This window comes from Luteibacter sp. SG786, assembly GCF_011759605.1.
Lineage (GTDB): Bacteria > Pseudomonadota > Gammaproteobacteria > Xanthomonadales > Rhodanobacteraceae > Luteibacter.
Map to the genome: position 1 here is coordinate 772,675 of NZ_JAAOYX010000001.1, position 16,911 is coordinate 789,585.

Consider the following 16,911-nt stretch of genomic DNA (forward strand, 5'->3'; position numbering starts at 1 on the left):
CGTCGCCTGCGCTCTATTACGAACGATTCAGCGTGATACCGATCAGGCGAGGCCTTGCGCCTTCGCACACGGTATTGCTCACCACGAGAAGAACGGGCGTGTCGTTTGCCATGGCCGTGAGTGCCGCGGCGTAGAAGGTCTTGTAACCAGGATTATTGATGGTCGTCCCAGCAAGGTCCGTCGCCCCGCAACCTGCCGGATTGGGCATGGCGGTACCGGCGTTGACGGAGAACGCCTCGGAGTTCCAGCCCGTGACGACCTGTTGAAGGTGGACGGGACCGACGGTCGTCTGTGCGAACGATGCCGAGCTAGCGAGCACCAGTGCTGTGCCAATGATGATGTTCTTCATGTGTGTTCCTTTTCCATATGGATCCGACGCGTCTCACTCGGTAGTCGGTGAGAAGCGATCGAGGTGGCATTAGTCGAGGACGGCGTCGATGATTCCCGCCATCGCACCCGGGTGCACCGGGGTGAGCGTTTGCGGTGCGGCATCCGAGCTGTGCGAGTCGGAGTCACCGGTATATCGGGCACCGATCGTATACGTGGCGACACCTTTGGGAAGGGTGACCGGGAACGTGACGTCGGTCTGGGTAGCCGTGTACTTGTAGGTGATGCAATACGTGAAGCTGGGATCAGGAATGCACTGTGCCGGTCCGATTCCAGTGGAGTTGTGCGCGTCGGCTTCAACGCTCAGAACGATCTCTCCATTGAGGGTGATCTGTACGTTTCCCCCACGCACCGCGGTGGGCGGCACGAATACCAGGTGTTTGCCGGTTACCACTACGTGGACGTTTACCTGGCGCCCGGGAACAGGCTTGCCGGTGACTGAAAATGAAGTTCCGGTAGTGCTGTCGGCACTGGCGGTAGTGGCTACGACCAGGAGGAGGGCGCACAGCCCTGTGCGAAGTGAGGTGGCATGATTCATGCCGACCTCACCTTGTTTGCTGTTGCATTGGTTTTCCCCTTAGGCACGCCCTTCGTCAGGGCCGGGCTATGTTCGGTCGGGGCCGGAAAATCGTCTGTCAGATATCACCGACGTAGCGTGTAAGGAAAACCTCACAGATGCAGCGACTACCCGGCGGCTTTTTCACGACTCTTCGCTGTGGCCGAGGATGTCTCGATGGTGATCACTTCCTGCAAGCCGAAGCTCCTTCTGCGGGTGAATACTTTTCGCCAAAACCTGTCCGGAGGCCGTCGTGAACCGTCGCGAGTTCTCGTCCCACTTGCTCCTCGGCCTGTCCGCCGTCGCTTTTTCGGCAAGAATCGCCGCTCGATCCGGACCTGGCGGGGTGGAGCAGGGCACCCGTCTCCCTCTGACCAAGGCGCGAAATGTGGTGATGGTTCACGGCCTTTTTGCCGACGGATCGTCGTGGTCGGAAGTGATTCCGAGACTCCAAGCCAAGGGTCTGAATGTCACATCGGTGCAGAACCCGCTGACGACGTTGCCCGAGGCAGTGGACGCCTGTCGCCGCGTATTGGATCGGCAGGATGGTCCGACCGTCCTCGTAGGCCATTCCTTCTCCGGGATGATCGTTACCGAGGCCGGCGTGCATCCCAAGGTGTCTGCCCTGGTGTACGTTGCGGCGCGCGCGCCCGACGCCGGTGAGGACTACACCGCGCTTGCCAAGAAGTATCCGACGCCGCCCGCGTCCAAAGGCATCGTGTTCGACGGAGACGAAGGTCGGCTTACGGAAGAGGCCTTCCTTCGGGATTTCGCCGGAGACTTGCCGAGGGACCGCGCGCTGGCTCTCTACGCGGTCCAGGAGCCCTTCAAGAAAGCGCTGTTGACCGGTAAGACGACGAACGCTGCGTGGCGGCAAAAGCCCAGTTTTTATGCGGTATCGACCCAGGACCGCACGATCGATCCGGACCTCGAACGCTTCATGGCGAAGCGCATGAACGCGCAGACCATCGAGCTCGCGTCGAGCCACGTTTCATTGATTTCCCATCCGCAGGAAATTGCAGAACTCATCCTGCGTGCCGCCGGTTGACGTCACGGGAAGGAGCCGCTTGTTCAGCGGAATGGAAGAGCTCCAGGAACTCAGTCGTTACGAACGAGCCAGGCGTTCGGCAGGTGCAGGCTCTCGCACCCATGTTGGCAGACCAGTGCGCTGCGCGGACCGGAAAATTCGAGGTGGGTACCGTCGGCCAGCGCGAGGACAAGCTGCGCGGGCTTGCCGGTACCCGACGCGTTGCCCAGGGTGCTTTTGACCACGGTGACTTCGACCGTGAAGTTGTCCGGACCCCACGACCAGTTGGCCTCGCCCTCGTCCCCGTCGATGCGGATCTCGGCGGCGTCGCCCTTCTCGCCGCTGACCAGATGCCAGGATTCCTGCGAGCAGGCGGCGGTCAGGCAGGCGAGACAGGACAGGGCCGCGATGTACATTCGATTCATCTGTCCGCTCCAGCTCGAGTTGCCACGTTATCGGCCGGCTCCGGAGGGTCTTTAACGCATCGGGTGGGTATCGGCGGGCTTTCGGATTGACGCCCGGGGACGCCGCTGTGTAGCGTTGCCGCGCGAGATTGAACATCGCACTTACCTCTGGAGCGACACCATCGTGAAGCCTGTGGCCACACGTAACCTGCACAGCCAAGTGGTCCGGGAACTGGGGCAACTCATCGTCAGCGGCAAGCTGGCGCCGGGTGAAGGCCTGCCCCGCGAGGAAGCGCTGGCGGAGCAGATGCAGGTGAGCCGCACCGCATTGCGCGAAGCCATGAAGGTGCTCGTCGCCAAGGGGTTGATCGAGTCCCGGCAGCGCACCGGAGCCCGCGTGCGTGAGGTCGTGCATTGGAACCAGCTCGACGCCGACGTGCTCGCATGGCGCTGCGCCCTCATGCCCACCGAGAGCTTCGTCGAGAAGCTGGTGGAGATGCGCGAGGTGATCGAGCCCGCGGCCGCCGCAGCGGCGGCCAGGCGACGGACGCCGGAGCAGCTGGCCGACTTGAAGCGAGCCTATGAGGCCATGGCGGCCTCGGTGGACCTCGATGCCTGGGCCGAGGCCGACCTGGCATTCCACGAGACCCTCCTGCGCGCGACGAACAATGAGCTGATCGCTTCGCTCTTTTCCGTGATCGAAACCGCGCTCGGCACCTTTTTCCTGCTGTCCGCGCGGAATTCGGCGAACTTCAAGGCCGCGCTCCCACATCACGAGAAGGTGTACGAGGCGGTGCGCAGGCGACAGCCCGAGGTCGCGAGGCAGGCGATGCTGAGCATGGTTACGCTGTCGCGCAACAACATGCGCACCCGGGCGCGGCGCACCAAGGCTGCCTGAAGGGTTCGTCTCGCCGTGAGGCGGGAATGCTGCATCGCAGCTTGTGGTTCTATATTCATAAAATACTACAATTCAACTTCGGTGCCCCGGGGCGGGTCGGTTTTACAGCGCCGCGGTGGAATCGTTCGGGTTCGACAGGGTCTGCACGGCGCGGTGCGCTTGCGCGCAGCGGAGGAGTGCTCGCCCGTCGTCTGGCTCCGTTTGCGACGAGACGCTACCCAAAGGGGAGTCGAAATGCATTTGAATTGGCGCGGATCGTTTTGACCGCATGACCGAACATGCTCCGCTCGAGATCGGTAACGAACGCCTCAGGCTTCGCGTGTTGCCGCGCCTGGGTGGTGGCATCGCAGCCTTCGATTGGATCGGGCGCGGCGACAGTGTGCCGCTCATGAGGCCGTGGATAGAGGGCGGAGCGGCAGACCCGAATCGCCTGGCGTGTTACCCCCTGCTGCCGTGGAGCAACCGAGTTGCCCACGGCGGCTTTTTTTATGGGGAAAGGCGCATCGCACTCGAACGAAACCGTGCGGACGACCCCTGGCCGATCCATGGCCATGGTTGGCAGCGCGAATGGACCGTTGCGAACCACGAAGACCAGGTGCTGGTGCTGACGATGGAAGAGACATCGCCGGAGGGCTACAGCTATCGGGCCCTGCTCGGCTATCGACTCGACGGGGACGCGCTGCGCGTGCGCCTCCGTGTGACGAACACGGGCGCAGCGTCGCTGCCGTTCGGGCTCGGACTGCACCCGTTCTTTCCATTGCACGGCGGGGCCAGGCTGCATGCGCCGGCCGCCTCCGTATGGTTGAACGACGGGAACAGCCCACTGCCCGGGGAATGCGCGGCGCTGCCGGAAGCCTGGGACTTCAGCCAGCCGCGCGCGTTGCTCGACGGCGCTCTCAATCATGCATTTCGAGGCTGGACGGGCGACGCCACGATCGAGTGGCCGGCTGTGGGGCTACGCCTCGACATCCAGGCCGACGTCGACACATACGTGCTCTATGTTCCGTCTGGCGAAGCGTTCTTCTGCTTCGAGCCCGTCGATCATCCGATCAACGCCTTCCACCTTCCTGGTGGCCCGGTCGCGAACGGAATGACGGACCTCGCGCCAGGCACGAGTCTCGAGCGATCGTTTGCTTTCCGGGTGGAAACCCTCCAGGGCTGAATGTCATGGCGACGAAGAGGAAGAATCCGCAGTGAACCGTCCATCCCCCATTGTTCGTTTGCTCATCGCTTTCGCTTCGTGCTTGCTCGCTGCCACCGCTGTGGCGCGCACGGAGGATGCGACACCGCGCTACGATGCCGCGCATCGCGTCTTCCGCATCGATGCGGGCGACGTCACTTATGCCATGGGCGTCAACGCCGACGGCTTTCTGCAAACGCTGTACTGGGGCGCGCGGCTCGCGCCGGACGATCCGCTCGGGCCGGCGGTTCCCGCAGTGGAGCGCTCGTCGTTCGACCCCGCCGGCAGCCTTACGCCGCAGGAATACGCCGGATGGGGCGGCGCGATGACGGCCACGCCCGCCTTGAAGTTGCGCTTCGACGACGGCAATCGCGATGTCGTGCTGCGCTACGACAGCTATCGCATCGACAAGGGTGCGCTTTCGATTCGTCTGCGGGATGCGCAGGCCGGCGTCACGGTGGACCTGCGCTACACGGCGGATGCTGCCACCGGCATCGTGGGGCGTTCGGCCCGAATCGAGAACACGGGTACACAGGCCCTGACCATCGATGCTGCCGCGGCCGCCACCTGGAACCTGCCGCGCGGCGATTACTCCCTTCGCTATCTCACGGGAACGTGGGCCGGCGAGTGGCACCTGCAGACGCGTGCCGTCACGCCGGGCGCCACCGTGCTGGAAAGCCGCCGTGGCAGTACCGGCGACGAGAACAATCCGTGGTTCGCGATCGGCAGGGGCGACGCCTGGAACGAAGAACAGGGCGACGTGTGGTTCGGCGCCCTCGCCTGGAGCGGAAACTGGCGTATCCAGGTCGACGAGGACATCCTCGGCCAGGTTCGCGTGACGGGAGGGTACAACCCCTTCGATTTCGCCTATCGGCTGCCGCCCGGGAAGGTGCTGGAGACGCCGGTGTTCTATGCCGGCTATACGGGGCAGGGTATCGGTGCGGCGTCCCGCCTGCTGCATCGTTTCGAGCGGGACCGCGTGCTGCCCGGCGGCGCCGCCGCCAAGCTTCGTCCCGTGCTTTACAACTCGTGGGAGGCCACCGAATTCAAGGTGGACGAGGCAGGGCAGGAACGGTTGGCCGAGAAGGCGGCCGCGCTCGGTGTCGAACGCTTCGTCGTCGACGACGGCTGGTTTGGCGCCCGCGACAACGATCGCGCCGGCCTGGGCGACTGGGTGGTGAACCGGCGCAAGTTTCCCAACGGGCTGAAGCCACTGATCGACAAGGTGCACGGCCTTGGCATGAGTTTCGGTTTATGGGTCGAGCCCGAGATGGTGAATCCCGACAGCGATCTTTATCGCGCCCACCCGGATTGGGTTCTCCACTTCCCCGGACGCCAGCGTAGCGAGGGTCGCCACCAGCTTGTGCTGAATCTTGCGCGCGAGGACGTGAAAGCCCACGTGCTGGCCGTGCTCGACGGGCTGCTCAAGGACAACGATATCCAGTTCCTCAAATGGGACTACAACCGCAACTGGTCGGAGCCGGGCTGGCCGCAGATGTCGCCGGACGAGCAGCAGAAGGTGTACGTCGCTTATGTGCACAATCTCTACGACATCCTGCGGGAACTGCGTGCCCGGCATCCAGGTGTCGAGATCGAATCGTGCTCCGGCGGCGGCGCGCGCGTCGATCTCGGCATCATGGCGCTTACCGACGAGGTATGGCCGTCCGACAACACGGATCCCTCGGACCGGCTTTCCATCCAGGATGGGTTTTCCTATGCCTATGCGCCCGCGGTCATGATGGCCTGGGTGACGGGTTCGCCCAATTGGGTGAATGCGCGCAGCAGTTCATTGGACTTCCGTTTCCTTTCCGCCATGCAGGGTGGCCTGGGCATCGGTGCGAACCTGCTGGAATGGTCGCCCGCAGAAGAGGCCACGGCGCGCAACTACGTTGCCGCGTACAAGTCGATACGCGCCACGGTGCAGCGCGGTGCGCTCTACCGCCTTTTGTCGCCGCAGGACCGCGCACCCTGGTCCGCCACCGAATCGGTCGCCGGTGACGGCAGGCAGGCCGTACTGTTTGCTTTCCAGCGGCAAGGTGAGGAAGCGCGCCCGTTCCCGACCTTGCGCCTGCGCGGCCTCGATGAGAAAGCGCGCTATCGCTATCGCGTCATCCATGGCCAGGTAGCGGCCGGAACGCCCGACGTGGCCAGTGGCGCCTATTGGATGCAGCGAGGCCTCGACCTCGTGATGAAGGGCGATCTGCAAGCCGCTGGATTGATCTTCGAACGCACCGACGCTCGCTGACGAATCGTGCCCCCTTGGGGGCGCGCGCATGCCTTCGTTTCCATGGGTCCATCGATCGGCGTTCGCCATAGGACGCCCCAACTTTCGGAGTTGCGCCATGAACGTTCGCCATGATTTGCCCGCTGCTTCCACCCCCGCGCACGTACGGAGCGTGCTGTCTCTAGCGCGCTCGCGTCTGGCCCTGGCCTGCGGGTTGACGCTCATCGCCTCAACCGCCATGGCACAGGTGAATGGCGCCGGCCATGCGCCGTATCTGGGCTGGAGCAGTTTCAGTCAGCAGACGATCGATCCCGGCTTCCTCACCCAGGAGAACATGCGCAGGCAGTCCGATGCATTGGCGGCGTCCGGTCTGCAGGAGCATGGGTATACCTACATTAACCTCGATTCCGGTTGGCAGGGTGGCTTCGATGCCAATGGACGCCCGACGCCGGATCTCGCAACGTTTCCCGACATCAAGGCACTGATCGATCACATTCACGACAACGGACAAAAGGCGGGGATTTATTGGATACCCGGCGTGGAAGAGCCTGCGGTGCAAGCCAATTCGCCCATTCTCGGTACGGCGTTGCATATCCAGGACATTCTTGCGGTGCCGCATCGCGCAGGCAATGCGTTCGGCGGACCCGGCGAGTCGCCGTACCATTACAAGATCGACTTCAGTAAACCCGGTGCGCAGGAATACATCGACTCCGTCGTGGCCTTGTTCGCATCGTGGGGTGTGGATTTCATCAAGCTTGATGGCGTCACGCCGGGCTCCTATAGCGATGACTTGCGCATCGACAATCGGGACGACGTGGCGGCCTGGTCCAAAGCCATCGCGCGCACTGGCAAGCCCATCTGGTTGACGGTGTCGTGGGCCGTGGACAAGGACTACCTGGACGTTTGGCAGAATTATTCGAACGCGCGTCGCATCGATGACGACGTCGAATGCGAGAGCCGCTGCGCCACCCTCACCAACTGGCCCCGCATCGAAAAGCGCTTTCGCGACCTGCCGTCATGGCAAGACGCGGCAGGCCCGACGAAAGGATGGAACGACCTCGATTCGCTGGACATCGGCGACGGGGAGGGCGACGGCTTGAGCGTGGATGAAAAACGCTCGGCAGTCACGCTGTGGGCGATGGCGAATGCGCCGCTTTACCTCGGGGGCGACCTCACCCGCCTTGACGAAACCGGCAAACAACTTGCCGGGAATGACGAAGTGATCGCAGTCGATCAGTCCGGCAAGCCCGCGACGCAGGTCGTGGGAGGCGACTTGCCCGTATGGGTAAGCGACCTCGGCGGCGGTCGCTTCTACGTCGCGATGTTCAATATGAACGCGACGCGGGCCGTGGTCGAGTTGCCGTGGCGTGTGCTGGGCGTCAACGGTGCCCGCCGCCTCCGCGATCTGTGGAGTCATCGCGAACTGGGGCCCTCGTTCGGTGCGTATCGGACGGAACTCCCAGGCCATGGTACGCAGCTGCTCCTGGTTGAAGCACTGCCCGGTACGGCGCCGACGTCACCCAGTAGTGGGTACGAGGCGGAGCAGGCCTCCCTGTCCGGGAGTGCCGCGGTGGCGTCGTGCGTCGGTTGCTCGGGTGGCCTCAAGGTAGGTGGCCTCGGGCTGGGTGCCGAGAATGCGGTGTCTTTCGATCGCGTGTTTGCACCGCGGGACGGTGTCTATTACATGCAGGTCGATTCGCTCACGTTGGGCCTGCGCTCCTATCTGTATCAGATCAACGATGGGCCGCTGCGTACGTTCAACAGCGGAGGCGGTAGCTTCCAACTGCCATCCAGCAGCCATCTGCCGGTATGCCTGCACCGGGGGTTCAATCGCATCCGCTTTGGCAATGCGGTGAGCTATCCACCGGATCTCGATCGCATCGTGGTGCACGGCCGAGGTGACGCAGCGCTCCCGGCCGCGGTGACCTACGAAGCGGAGGCCGCGACGCTCGGTGGCAGCGTCACCTCCGGTTTCGCCAATTACTACTCCGGTCTCGCGAAGGCAGGAAACATCGGCGGCGGCGCCGCCAACAGCGTCACGTTCCCGTCAGTGCGCGTACCTGTGGCGGGGAGATATCAACTGGAGATCGACTACGCCACCAGCGGCCCGCGCTCGCTTTACCTTGCCATCAATGGAGGAACGCCGCGCAAGCTCGATCTGGACGGAAGCAGTTTCGACGACCCGGTGGCGAAGGTGCTCGAGGTGTCGCTCAAGGCGGGAACGAACACCATCGCACTGGGCAATCCGGATGCACCTGCCCCGGACCTGGACCGCATCGTCGTCGCGCCATCGGTGAAGTCTGCGTGGCTCGGTGCTTCGGTGGATGAATGCCCGCGCTAGCGGATACATCTGTGGAGACGATCTAGCTGAGGACTTCACGTCGCCCCGATGCGTGGGCGGCGACGCTGCCTCCATCGCTAGGCGATCATGCGGGGAGTACGGTCATGGCTACGATGGCATCCGGTTCGCATACCAGCACCATCGGTGCGCTCGCGGCGGGCAAGTTGCTTGCGAAGGCGACGGGCGGGCGGTGGGGGCCGGCCATTCTCATCCTCACCGGCATCATCCTGCTCCGGAAACGCGCCGCCGCACGGGCGGCGCGCCGGGTTCGCTCCGATATCGCGGACGTCGATGAACTCGACGCGCCGCGGTAGCGATTACTTCCTCTGGTTGTCCTCGCCAGTATCGTCCAGGGGGTCGCCGCTGGCGTCCGTCGGCGGCTGCTCCGTAGGGCCACGCCGGTCTTTGGGCGGTATATCCTGGCCTGGCTGCTGCGGTGGACGATTTTTCTCATTGGCCATGTCGGGCTCTCCGTCTCGTGGAAGGGCCACCATGACCTGCCGCGGCTCACGATGATGTGCGTGGCTCGTGATTGATTCGTCGCGTCAGTGCGCTGTCCCCTTACGTAAGGGAGCGACTACAGACCTCACCGGAAGGCCGACGCGGACCGGTGCTTCGGCATCGCTCGCCTGCTCGGTCAGGAGCGGCGTGACGACCGTCATCCACCCTTCGGCGAATGAGCGGACGTCGTTCGGCCACTCGTCCGGCGTATAGCTGGACATGGCTTGCGACAAGGCGGCGACGAGCGTGGCGGGCTCGGGATGGGTGGATATGGCGGCTTCGAGCGCCGATTCGAGTGCCGCCAGCTTCCCGAGAAGGTAGGTATGGTCGTCCATGGGGGGATGTCCTTGCATGATCCTGGGAGCGGCGGTGCCGTTGGCGACCGCGGTTCCATTGTGCGTCGTTGTCCGTGGGCTGCGCGCGCAGTCCGGCAGCAGGCCTTGGCGAATGCCTACATGCTACTGCGTCGAACGATGACACGATCATCAGGTCGTGTCACGTCGCGCGGCGTTGTGATACCGCTACATAAAGCGGCGCCAGGTCACGATCATACCGTCACGCTGGTTGTCTCGCCTGCACATCTGGCATTGTATGCATTCGCAGGCGGCGTCCGGACCGGGTCCGGCGCCTAGAACAGTCGGCCCAGGGAGGGCTCTAAATGATTAACGTTGTTTTGGTCGACGACCATGAACTGGTCAGGACCGGCTTTCGGATGATCCTGCAACAGCAGGCGGATCTTCGGATCAGGGGGGAGGCCAGTTCGGCGGAGGAGGGCCTGCGGCTCATCCGATCGCATTCGCCCGACATCGCGCTGGTTGATGTCCATATGCCCGGCATGAGTGGCGTGGAACTCACGGAACGCATCATCCGTGCCAAGTTGCGCACGAATGTCGTCATTCTCACCGTGGTGGACGATGCCCGCTTTCCGAAGCGGCTTCTCGACGCCGGCGCGCTCGGTTACCTCACCAAGGGCTGTTCGTCGGAAGAACTGCTCAGCGCGGTACGCCAGGTCGCTTCGGGGCGTCGCTACCTGGCGCCCACCGTGGCGCAACAGCTGGCGCTGGCCACGTTGGACGGCTCGGATTCCCCGTTCGACACGCTGTCCACCCGCGAAATGGAGGTGTCCATGATGCTTGTACGTGGCATGCCGCTCACGTCGATCGGCGAGCGTCTGAACCTGAGTCCGAAAACCGTTTCGACGTACAAGCAGCGCCTCATGGAGAAGCTGCACGTCGAGCATGTGGTGGGCCTGGCTCACCTGATGACGGTGCACGGGCTACTCGACACGCACAACCACCAGGTCGGAAGCTGATTCCTTCCGTTACGCATAAAAAAACGCCGGGCTTGACCCGGCGTTTTTCGTTTCGCATCACGGCTCGCCGTGTGGCTCTTGCCGCGGACGGGTAAGCAGGTCGCCCTGCGCCGGCGGTGTCCAGCCGGGCTTCGGTGCCGGTGCCGGGTGCGAGACCGCCGACACGTTCGATGCCTCGGGCGCCTTCGGGGTGGCCGGAGCGGCCGACGCCGCGCTGTCTTCCTCGTCGTCTGCCGGCGGCGTCGTGTCGCTCGCGGTCTCCGCCGCGGCAACGGGACTGGCCGGGGCCGGAGCTTCGGAGAGTGCGGGCGTAACCGGTGCAGGCGCCGGAGCCGGAGCCGGAGCCGGAGCCGGAGCTGAAACCGCTGCCGGAGCCGACACCGCGGGCGGCTCGTCGGCCGAGATCGCTGCAGTGGACACCTTGGTAGAGGCATCGTTCTCGCCGCCAACCGGTGCCTTCGTCTCGTCGTCCGGCAGCAGTCCGCGTGCGGGAGCGTCCAGGCCTACACCCGTCGCGGAAGGAGCGGTCGCCAGGATGTCTTCCACAGCCGGTGGCTCGTGCTTCATCGGCGCCGCGGCCGGCACAGGCGCGGAGCCCGTCACGGGAGCGGTTTTCAGGGGTGCGTCCGATTCGGTCTGGCGACGCTCGGTGGTGCGCGTCTGGGCCGAATCGGCGGGCGTGGCTGCGTCGGTCGCGCGCGCCGCAGACTCGCCCGCTGCAGTGCTGCCCGGAATGGGCGGCAGCTTCGGCAGGCTGGGCAGGGTCAGCGCGGACGGAACGGCGTCGTCGTCGACAGACTGGACCGAATGGGCAGCCGCGCTACCCGTGGTCTCCACAGCGAAAGCGTTCTTCGCGGCGGCGGCCGTATCGAGTACCGGCGGTACGCTCGAGCTGGAACGGGCCGTCTCGGTCTGCGCCTCGTCGTCGCCGTCCTCGTCTTCCAGGTCGTCGGCCGCGTTCGCACCTTCGATCGCGCCGGCCTGAGCGCCGTCTTCCTGGCGACGGCGGCGACGGCCACCGCGGCGGCCACGGCGGCGGCGCTGCCCGCCCTCGGTTTCCTTGCCGCCCTCAGCAGCCGCCTGCGCGGCGGTGTCGGCCGTGATCGTGGCCTCGGCCTCGCTGGTCGGCGCTTCGGCGAGCGCCTGCGTGGGCTTTTCGTCAACCTTGGCCGCCGGGGTGGCGGCCGTCTCGGCAGCCGGGGGGCGCTGTGCGGGAGCCTGTGCCGGTGCCGTGGCCTGAATCGCCGCGGCGGCGGTCACGGCCTTCTCGGCCTTCTCGCCCTGCGGCTGACGCTCGCCGCGCGGCTGACGACGGGCCTCGCCGGTCGCGGCCTGATCCTGGCGACCCTGCCGGCCCTGCTGCTGGCCTTCCTTCTGGCGGCCCTGCTTTTCTTCGCCTTGGCGTGCCTGCGCCTGGTCGCCGCGGCCGGGCTTGTTACCCTTGGCCTGTTGCTGACCGCGCCCCTGTTGCTGGGCGTTGTCCTTGCGCTGGCCTTGCTGACCGCGCTGTTCGCCACCCTTGCCGCGACCTTCGTTACCGCGGCGCTCGTCGCGACGGCCGCTGCGATCGTTGCGGCTGCCCTGGCGGGAATCGTCGCGCCGCGCCGGTGCGGCCGGCTGCGCCGCGGGTGCCGCCTGCGTGCCGCCGCCGAAGAGGCTGCCGAACAGGCGGGAGAAGAAGCCGCCGGCGGGGGCGGTGGGAGCGGCCGGCTTCGCGGTGGGAGCCGGAGCGCTGGAGGCCACGATGTCTTCGTCGCGAAGCGGGGCGGGCGTGGAGGGCACGACACCGGTGACCAGCGGCTGCTCGCCGCTGCCCAGCGCCTGGCCCATCTTCGGCAGTGCCGTGGCCACGGTGGGTGTGGTGCGCTCGTAGCTCGGCTTGCTGTGCTCGCCCATGTCCGTCTCGCGGATACGGGTGATCTCCAGGTGTGGCGTTTCCAGCTTCTCGTCGGCAACGATCACCACGTGCACGCTGTGGCGGAGCTCGATCTCGACGATGCTGGCGCGCTTCTCGTTGAGCATGAAGTTGGCGACCGACGGCGGCGCCTGCACCAGGACCTGCCCGGTGTTTTCCTTCATGGCGTGTTCTTCGATCAGGCGCAGGGTGGACAGCGCCAGGGACTCCACGCTGCGGATGTGGCCGTGGCCCTCGCAGCGCGGGCATACGATCTGCGTGGCCTCGCCCAGGCTGGGACGCAGGCGCTGGCGCGACATTTCCAGAAGGCCGAAGCGCGAGATGCGGCCGATCTGCACGCGGGCGCGGTCGGCCTTCAGGGCGTCCTTCAGGCGTTCTTCCACCTCGCGCTGGTGGCGCGGGCTGTCCATGTCGATGAAGTCGATGACGATGAGGCCGCCGGCGTCGCGGATGCGGAGCTGGCGGGCGATCTCGGTGGCGGCTTCGAGGTTGGTGTTGAACGCCGTTTCCTCGATGTCGCTGCCCTTCGTGGCCTTCGACGAGTTGATGTCGATGGCGGTGAGGGCTTCCGTCTGGTCGATGACGATCGAGCCGCCGGACGGCAGGCGCACGTTACGCTCGAAGATGCTCTCGATCTGCGTTTCGATCTGGTAGCGCGAGAAGAGCGGGGTGGGGTCCTGGTAGAGCTTCAGCTTGCGCAGGTTGTTCGGCATCACCTGCTGCACGAAATCGCGGGCGTCGTTGAACAGCGATTCCTCGTCGATCAGGATCTCGCCGATGTCGTTGCGCAGGTAGTCGCGCAGGGCGCGGATGAACAGCTTGGATTCCTGGTAGATCAGGAACGGGGCCTTCTGCGAGTTCGCGGCGGCCGAGATCGACTTCCACAGCTGCAGGAGGTAGTCGAGGTCCCACTGGAGTTCCTCGGCGTCGCGCCCCATGCCGGCCGTGCGCACGATGAGGCCCATCTCGTCGGGCACCGAGAGGTGCTCCATGGCTTCCTTCAGCGCCTGCCGGTCCTCGCCCTCGATGCGGCGCGAAACGCCGCCCGCGCGGGGATTGTTCGGCATCAGCACCATGTAGCGGCCGGCCAGGCTGATGAACGTGGTGAGTGCGGCGCCCTTGTTGCCGCGCTCCTCCTTTTCGACCTGGACGATGATTTCCTGGCCTTCCTTGAGGAGCTCGCGGATGTTCGACTTACCTTCCGCGTTCGGATTGAAGTATTCGCGGGCGACCTCCTTCAGCGGAAGGAAACCGTGGCGCTCGGCGCCGTAGTCGACGAAACAGGCTTCGAGGGAGGGTTCGACGCGAGTGATGCGGCCCTTGTAGATATTGGCCTTTTTCTGTTCCCGGGACGGGATTTCGATGTCGAGATCGTAAAGGTTCTGGCCATCGACGATGGCCACACGCAACTCTTCGCGCTGAGTCGCGTTGATCAACATACGCTTCATTGTAGGTTCCTCGGCCTTGCCGCGCGGCCGCGCGCCGCGGTGGCGCCCATGTGGCGGCCTGCCGGGGATCGCGCCGCAGCGGTGAGGCTTCAAGCGGCATGGGATCCGGGACCGATGCCTGGACCCGGCGTGATTCGTGAATAAGCGCCTTGCAACCGGTCCGCGTCCCTACGGATTAGCCGGACAACCGCAACCCGAACCGCTACGATGTGGGGTGTTCTCGCCTTCCGACCCCTCGGCCGGACTGGCGTCACACTCGCCTTACGCGGCGGCACCGGCACCCCGCGAGAGATGAGTCTTCAGCGGAGCCTGGCGCTCGCCGAGTATCCTATCAATTTCGAGTTTTATCAATGCAGACGGCAACTTCCCTCGACGGCGGCCAAGGTGTGCGCCAGGTCGAAATCGGTCCCGAACGGGACGGTCAGCGGGTGGACAATGCCCTGATGACCCTTCTCAAGGGGGTGCCGCGCAGCCTGGTCTACCGCCTGCTGAGAACGGGCCAGGTCCGGATCAACGGCAAGCGCGCGAAGCCGGAAACCCGGCTGGCGCTGGGCGATATGCTTCGCATCCCGCCCGTTCGGGTGGCCGAGCGCGAGGAAGGCGTCGCTCCGTCGGGCATGGTGAAGGCCGTGGCCGACGCGGTCATCTTCGAGGACAAGCACTTCCTCGTCATCGACAAGCCGGTGGGCATCGCCGCCCACGGGGGAAGCGGGGTAAGCCATGGCGCAATCGAGCTGCTGCGCGCCGCCCGGCCGAACGAGCACCTGGAGCTGGTGCACCGCCTCGACCGCGACACCAGCGGGGTGCTGGTCCTGGCGCGATCCCGCCCCGGGCTCACCGGCCTCCAGGCCCTGATCCGGGACAACGCCGTGACGAAGCAGTACCTCTGCCTCATGACGGGAACCCCGCGGAAGGCGAAGTTCGACGTCAATGCGCCGCTCCTGAAGTCCGTTCTCCACGGCGGCGAGCGCATGGTTCGGGTCGACGATGCCGGCAAGCCGTCGCTCACCTTCTTCCAGGAGCTGGAGCAGTACCCCGGTTCCCGCCTCATGCAGGCCACCCTGGGCACCGGCCGCACCCACCAGATCCGTGTGCATGCGCAGTACATCGGGCATCCCCTGGCCGGCGACCCGAAGTACGGCGACGAGGAGGCGAACAAGCGCTTCCGGGCCAAGGGGTTGAAGCGCATGTTCCTGCACGCGTCGAGGATGAGTTTCGACCTCGGTGGCAAGAACTACGATTTTTCCGCCCCGTTGCCCGACGATTTGAAGACGTTCCTGGACAATCTGCGCGGTTGAGCTCCCGCAGTCACTGCAGGAACCGCGCGCTGACCTCCAGTGAGCGCAACATGCCGCCCGCCAGCCCGGCTTGCAGCAGCACCGCGCTTGCCGCGTGCGCGATCGCCACCGGCAGCAGCGCGCGATGGCGGAAATACCACCACGCCCAGCCCAGCTCGGCCACGAAGCAGAGCTGCATCAGCAGCCCGTTGGGCGTGTGCAACAGGGCGAACGCCAGCGCCGTCAGCAGCACCGCCGCCGGGCGCGGCAGGGCTCGCGCCAGCAGGGCACCGGCCACGGCCAGCACCAGCCATTGCTGGAAGAGTGCCCAACCGAGATAGATCGCTATCCGCCCGGCCGGCGGCCACTGCGGCGCGTGGCCGAAGACGTGAACGAGGGCGAATGCCGCTGGAATGGCAAGGAGCGGCCAGCCGGCGTAACGCCAGGCGCCGAGCCCGTGCCAGGCGGGCAGGCTTCGCCGGACCGCGAGAAAAAGTGCGTAGACCACGCCCGCCGCGAACATGGCCACTCCGGACCAGGGCGGGCTCGTCGAAAGCCCCATGCCTGCGATGAACCAGAGAGGGCCGACCAGCACGAGTACCGCATCCAGCAGGTCGGAAATCGGAGCGGCCCGCCAGCCGCCGCGTCCCGGTTTCCTGGCAGCGGATGCGCCAAGCATGAGCATGTAGATGACGGGGGCGAGCCAGGCCGGCCAGGGTGTCGCTCCCTCGGAGCCGGGTGCGACGCCGAACGTCAGCAGGGGATCCTTGTCGCGTTGACGGTCGCGCCACACGAGCAGTTCCTCAGCCGAGAGGCCGGCCGGCAGATTGGCGGTGCGCGGCGTGAGGACACCATGACCCGGAAGGAGCGCGGCGCTGTCGAGCGCGAGGGTAGCCCCGGGAGGCAGGCTCGCTTGCAGGCGCAACATGGCCGCCCGCGCCGGCGGCGCGACGTGGCTTCCGCCCGCATCGGTCCAGGCCAGCGCTCGCAGGTCGATGGCGCGGGAAAGCCCGGCAGGTGGCAGTGTTCCCAGGCTGGCCTGAAGGAGCGGCCCGTCGAGGCTTTCGCGAACGGCAACGCCATATTGGCCCGGCGCCGACGCCGACGCGTGCCATTGCAGAGTGTCCAGCCGGGTCAGGTCGACGGGGCGGGGTAGCGGCAAGCCGAGCTCCGCCGTACCCGCCCGGCCTGCCCGCAAGGTCAGGCCGCCCGGGCTTGCCTGCAACGTGCCGCTGCCGAAGGCCCGCCCCGCCACCACATCGTCGGGCTGGCGGAAGCGCCATGACCACGGGGAGCCGCCAGTTGCATAGCTTGTCCGCTCGGCGGCGCTCTGCGACTCGATGGCCGCGCGGACCACGGCGGCCGCGAAATACGGCATGGCCCACAGGAGCGCCGCGGCGACGAGTCCCGCCGCCAGCCAGCGAAGGCCCGGATGGCGCAC

General features: G+C 65.7%; 14 protein-coding genes. 8 read left to right on the plus strand and 6 right to left on the minus strand.

Translation table 11 applies throughout. The features are described 5' to 3' along the window. Positions 1-16: 16 nt before the first annotated feature. Complete coding sequence (locus tag FHS47_RS03335; RefSeq protein WP_167022930.1) at positions 17-349, minus strand: hypothetical protein; 333 nt, start codon at positions 347-349, stop codon at positions 17-19. Between the two features lie 69 nt (positions 350-418). After that, positions 419-925, minus strand: coding sequence for a hypothetical protein (locus FHS47_RS03340; protein WP_167022932.1), 507 nt, complete (start codon positions 923-925; stop codon positions 419-421). A gap of 271 nt (positions 926-1,196) precedes the next feature. Between FHS47_RS03340 and FHS47_RS03345 the strand changes: the two genes are divergently transcribed. Next, complete coding sequence (locus FHS47_RS03345; RefSeq protein WP_167022934.1) at positions 1,197-1,991, plus strand: alpha/beta hydrolase; 795 nt, start codon at positions 1,197-1,199, stop codon at positions 1,989-1,991. A gap of 50 nt (positions 1,992-2,041) precedes the next feature. Here the strand turns inward: FHS47_RS03345 and FHS47_RS03350 are convergent, their stop codons facing one another. Beyond that, complete coding sequence (locus FHS47_RS03350) at positions 2,042-2,395, minus strand: hypothetical protein (protein WP_167022937.1); 354 nt, start codon at positions 2,393-2,395, stop codon at positions 2,042-2,044. A gap of 163 nt (positions 2,396-2,558) precedes the next feature. Between FHS47_RS03350 and FHS47_RS03355 the strand changes: the two genes are divergently transcribed. From FHS47_RS03355 to FHS47_RS03375, 5 genes are all read left to right on the plus strand, one after another. Continuing rightward, positions 2,559-3,272: a FadR/GntR family transcriptional regulator gene (locus FHS47_RS03355; RefSeq protein ID WP_208381768.1), complete on the plus strand. Its 714-nt coding sequence runs from the start codon at positions 2,559-2,561 to the stop codon at positions 3,270-3,272. Between the two features lie 268 nt (positions 3,273-3,540). Beyond that, positions 3,541-4,434, plus strand: coding sequence for an aldose 1-epimerase (locus tag FHS47_RS03360; protein WP_167022940.1), 894 nt, complete (start codon positions 3,541-3,543; stop codon positions 4,432-4,434). A 31-nt stretch (positions 4,435-4,465) separates the two neighbouring features. Then, positions 4,466-6,697 (plus strand): alpha-galactosidase, encoded by a 2,232-nt coding sequence (locus FHS47_RS03365; RefSeq protein WP_208381769.1) that lies wholly within the window; start codon positions 4,466-4,468, stop codon positions 6,695-6,697. A 97-nt stretch (positions 6,698-6,794) separates the two neighbouring features. Next, positions 6,795-9,017 carry a CBM35 domain-containing protein gene (locus tag FHS47_RS03370; protein WP_167022943.1) on the plus strand — a complete coding sequence of 741 codons (2,223 nt, stop codon included), beginning with the start codon at positions 6,795-6,797 and terminating at the stop codon, positions 9,015-9,017. A gap of 104 nt (positions 9,018-9,121) precedes the next feature. Then, positions 9,122-9,331: a hypothetical protein gene (locus FHS47_RS03375; protein ID WP_167022946.1), complete on the plus strand. Its 210-nt coding sequence runs from the start codon at positions 9,122-9,124 to the stop codon at positions 9,329-9,331. A gap of 231 nt (positions 9,332-9,562) precedes the next feature. On the opposite strand, the gene FHS47_RS03380 is transcribed toward FHS47_RS03375, so the two are convergent. Next, positions 9,563-9,853 carry a hypothetical protein gene (locus FHS47_RS03380; protein WP_167022949.1) on the minus strand — a complete coding sequence of 97 codons (291 nt, stop codon included), beginning with the start codon at positions 9,851-9,853 and terminating at the stop codon, positions 9,563-9,565. A 323-nt stretch (positions 9,854-10,176) separates the two neighbouring features. Here FHS47_RS03380 and FHS47_RS03385 point away from each other — a divergent pair, with 323 nt between their 5' ends. Next, positions 10,177-10,830, plus strand: coding sequence for a response regulator (locus FHS47_RS03385; RefSeq protein ID WP_167022952.1), 654 nt, complete (start codon positions 10,177-10,179; stop codon positions 10,828-10,830). Between the two features lie 57 nt (positions 10,831-10,887). Here the strand turns inward: FHS47_RS03385 and rne are convergent, their stop codons facing one another. Next, positions 10,888-14,193 (minus strand): ribonuclease E, encoded by a 3,306-nt coding sequence (gene rne, locus FHS47_RS03390; protein ID WP_167022955.1) that lies wholly within the window; start codon positions 14,191-14,193, stop codon positions 10,888-10,890. A 443-nt stretch (positions 14,194-14,636) separates the two neighbouring features. On the opposite strand from rne, the gene FHS47_RS03395 reads away from it, so the two are divergent. Next, positions 14,637-15,491, plus strand: coding sequence for an RluA family pseudouridine synthase (locus tag FHS47_RS03395; RefSeq protein ID WP_247741333.1), 855 nt, complete (start codon positions 14,637-14,639; stop codon positions 15,489-15,491). A gap of 10 nt (positions 15,492-15,501) precedes the next feature. Here FHS47_RS03395 and FHS47_RS19985 read toward each other — a convergent pair whose 3' ends face one another. Then, entirely contained in the window at positions 15,502-16,911 is a 1,410-nt protein-coding gene (locus FHS47_RS19985; RefSeq protein ID WP_167022961.1) for a CPBP family glutamic-type intramembrane protease, read from the minus strand.

Excerpts from the sequence above, each read along its gene's own strand:
- FHS47_RS03335 (WP_167022930.1), bottom strand. The coding sequence starts at position 349 with ATGAAGAACATCATCATTGGCACAGCACTGGTGCTCGCTAGCTCGGCA.
- FHS47_RS03340 (WP_167022932.1), bottom strand. The coding sequence starts at position 925 with ATGAATCATGCCACCTCACTTCGCACAGGGCTGTGCGCCCTCCTCCTG.
- FHS47_RS03350 (WP_167022937.1), bottom strand. The coding sequence starts at position 2,395 with ATGAATCGAATGTACATCGCGGCCCTGTCCTGTCTCGCCTGCCTGACC.
- FHS47_RS03360 (WP_167022940.1), top strand. The coding sequence starts at position 3,541 with ATGACCGAACATGCTCCGCTCGAGATCGGTAACGAACGCCTCAGGCTT.
- FHS47_RS03370 (WP_167022943.1), top strand. The coding sequence starts at position 6,795 with ATGAACGTTCGCCATGATTTGCCCGCTGCTTCCACCCCCGCGCACGTA.
- FHS47_RS03375 (WP_167022946.1), top strand. The coding sequence starts at position 9,122 with ATGGCTACGATGGCATCCGGTTCGCATACCAGCACCATCGGTGCGCTC.
- FHS47_RS03380 (WP_167022949.1), bottom strand. The coding sequence starts at position 9,853 with ATGGACGACCATACCTACCTTCTCGGGAAGCTGGCGGCACTCGAATCG.
- FHS47_RS03385 (WP_167022952.1), top strand. The coding sequence starts at position 10,177 with ATGATTAACGTTGTTTTGGTCGACGACCATGAACTGGTCAGGACCGGC.
- rne (WP_167022955.1), bottom strand. The coding sequence starts at position 14,193 with ATGAAGCGTATGTTGATCAACGCGACTCAGCGCGAAGAGTTGCGTGTG.
- FHS47_RS03395 (WP_247741333.1), top strand. The coding sequence starts at position 14,637 with ATGACCCTTCTCAAGGGGGTGCCGCGCAGCCTGGTCTACCGCCTGCTG.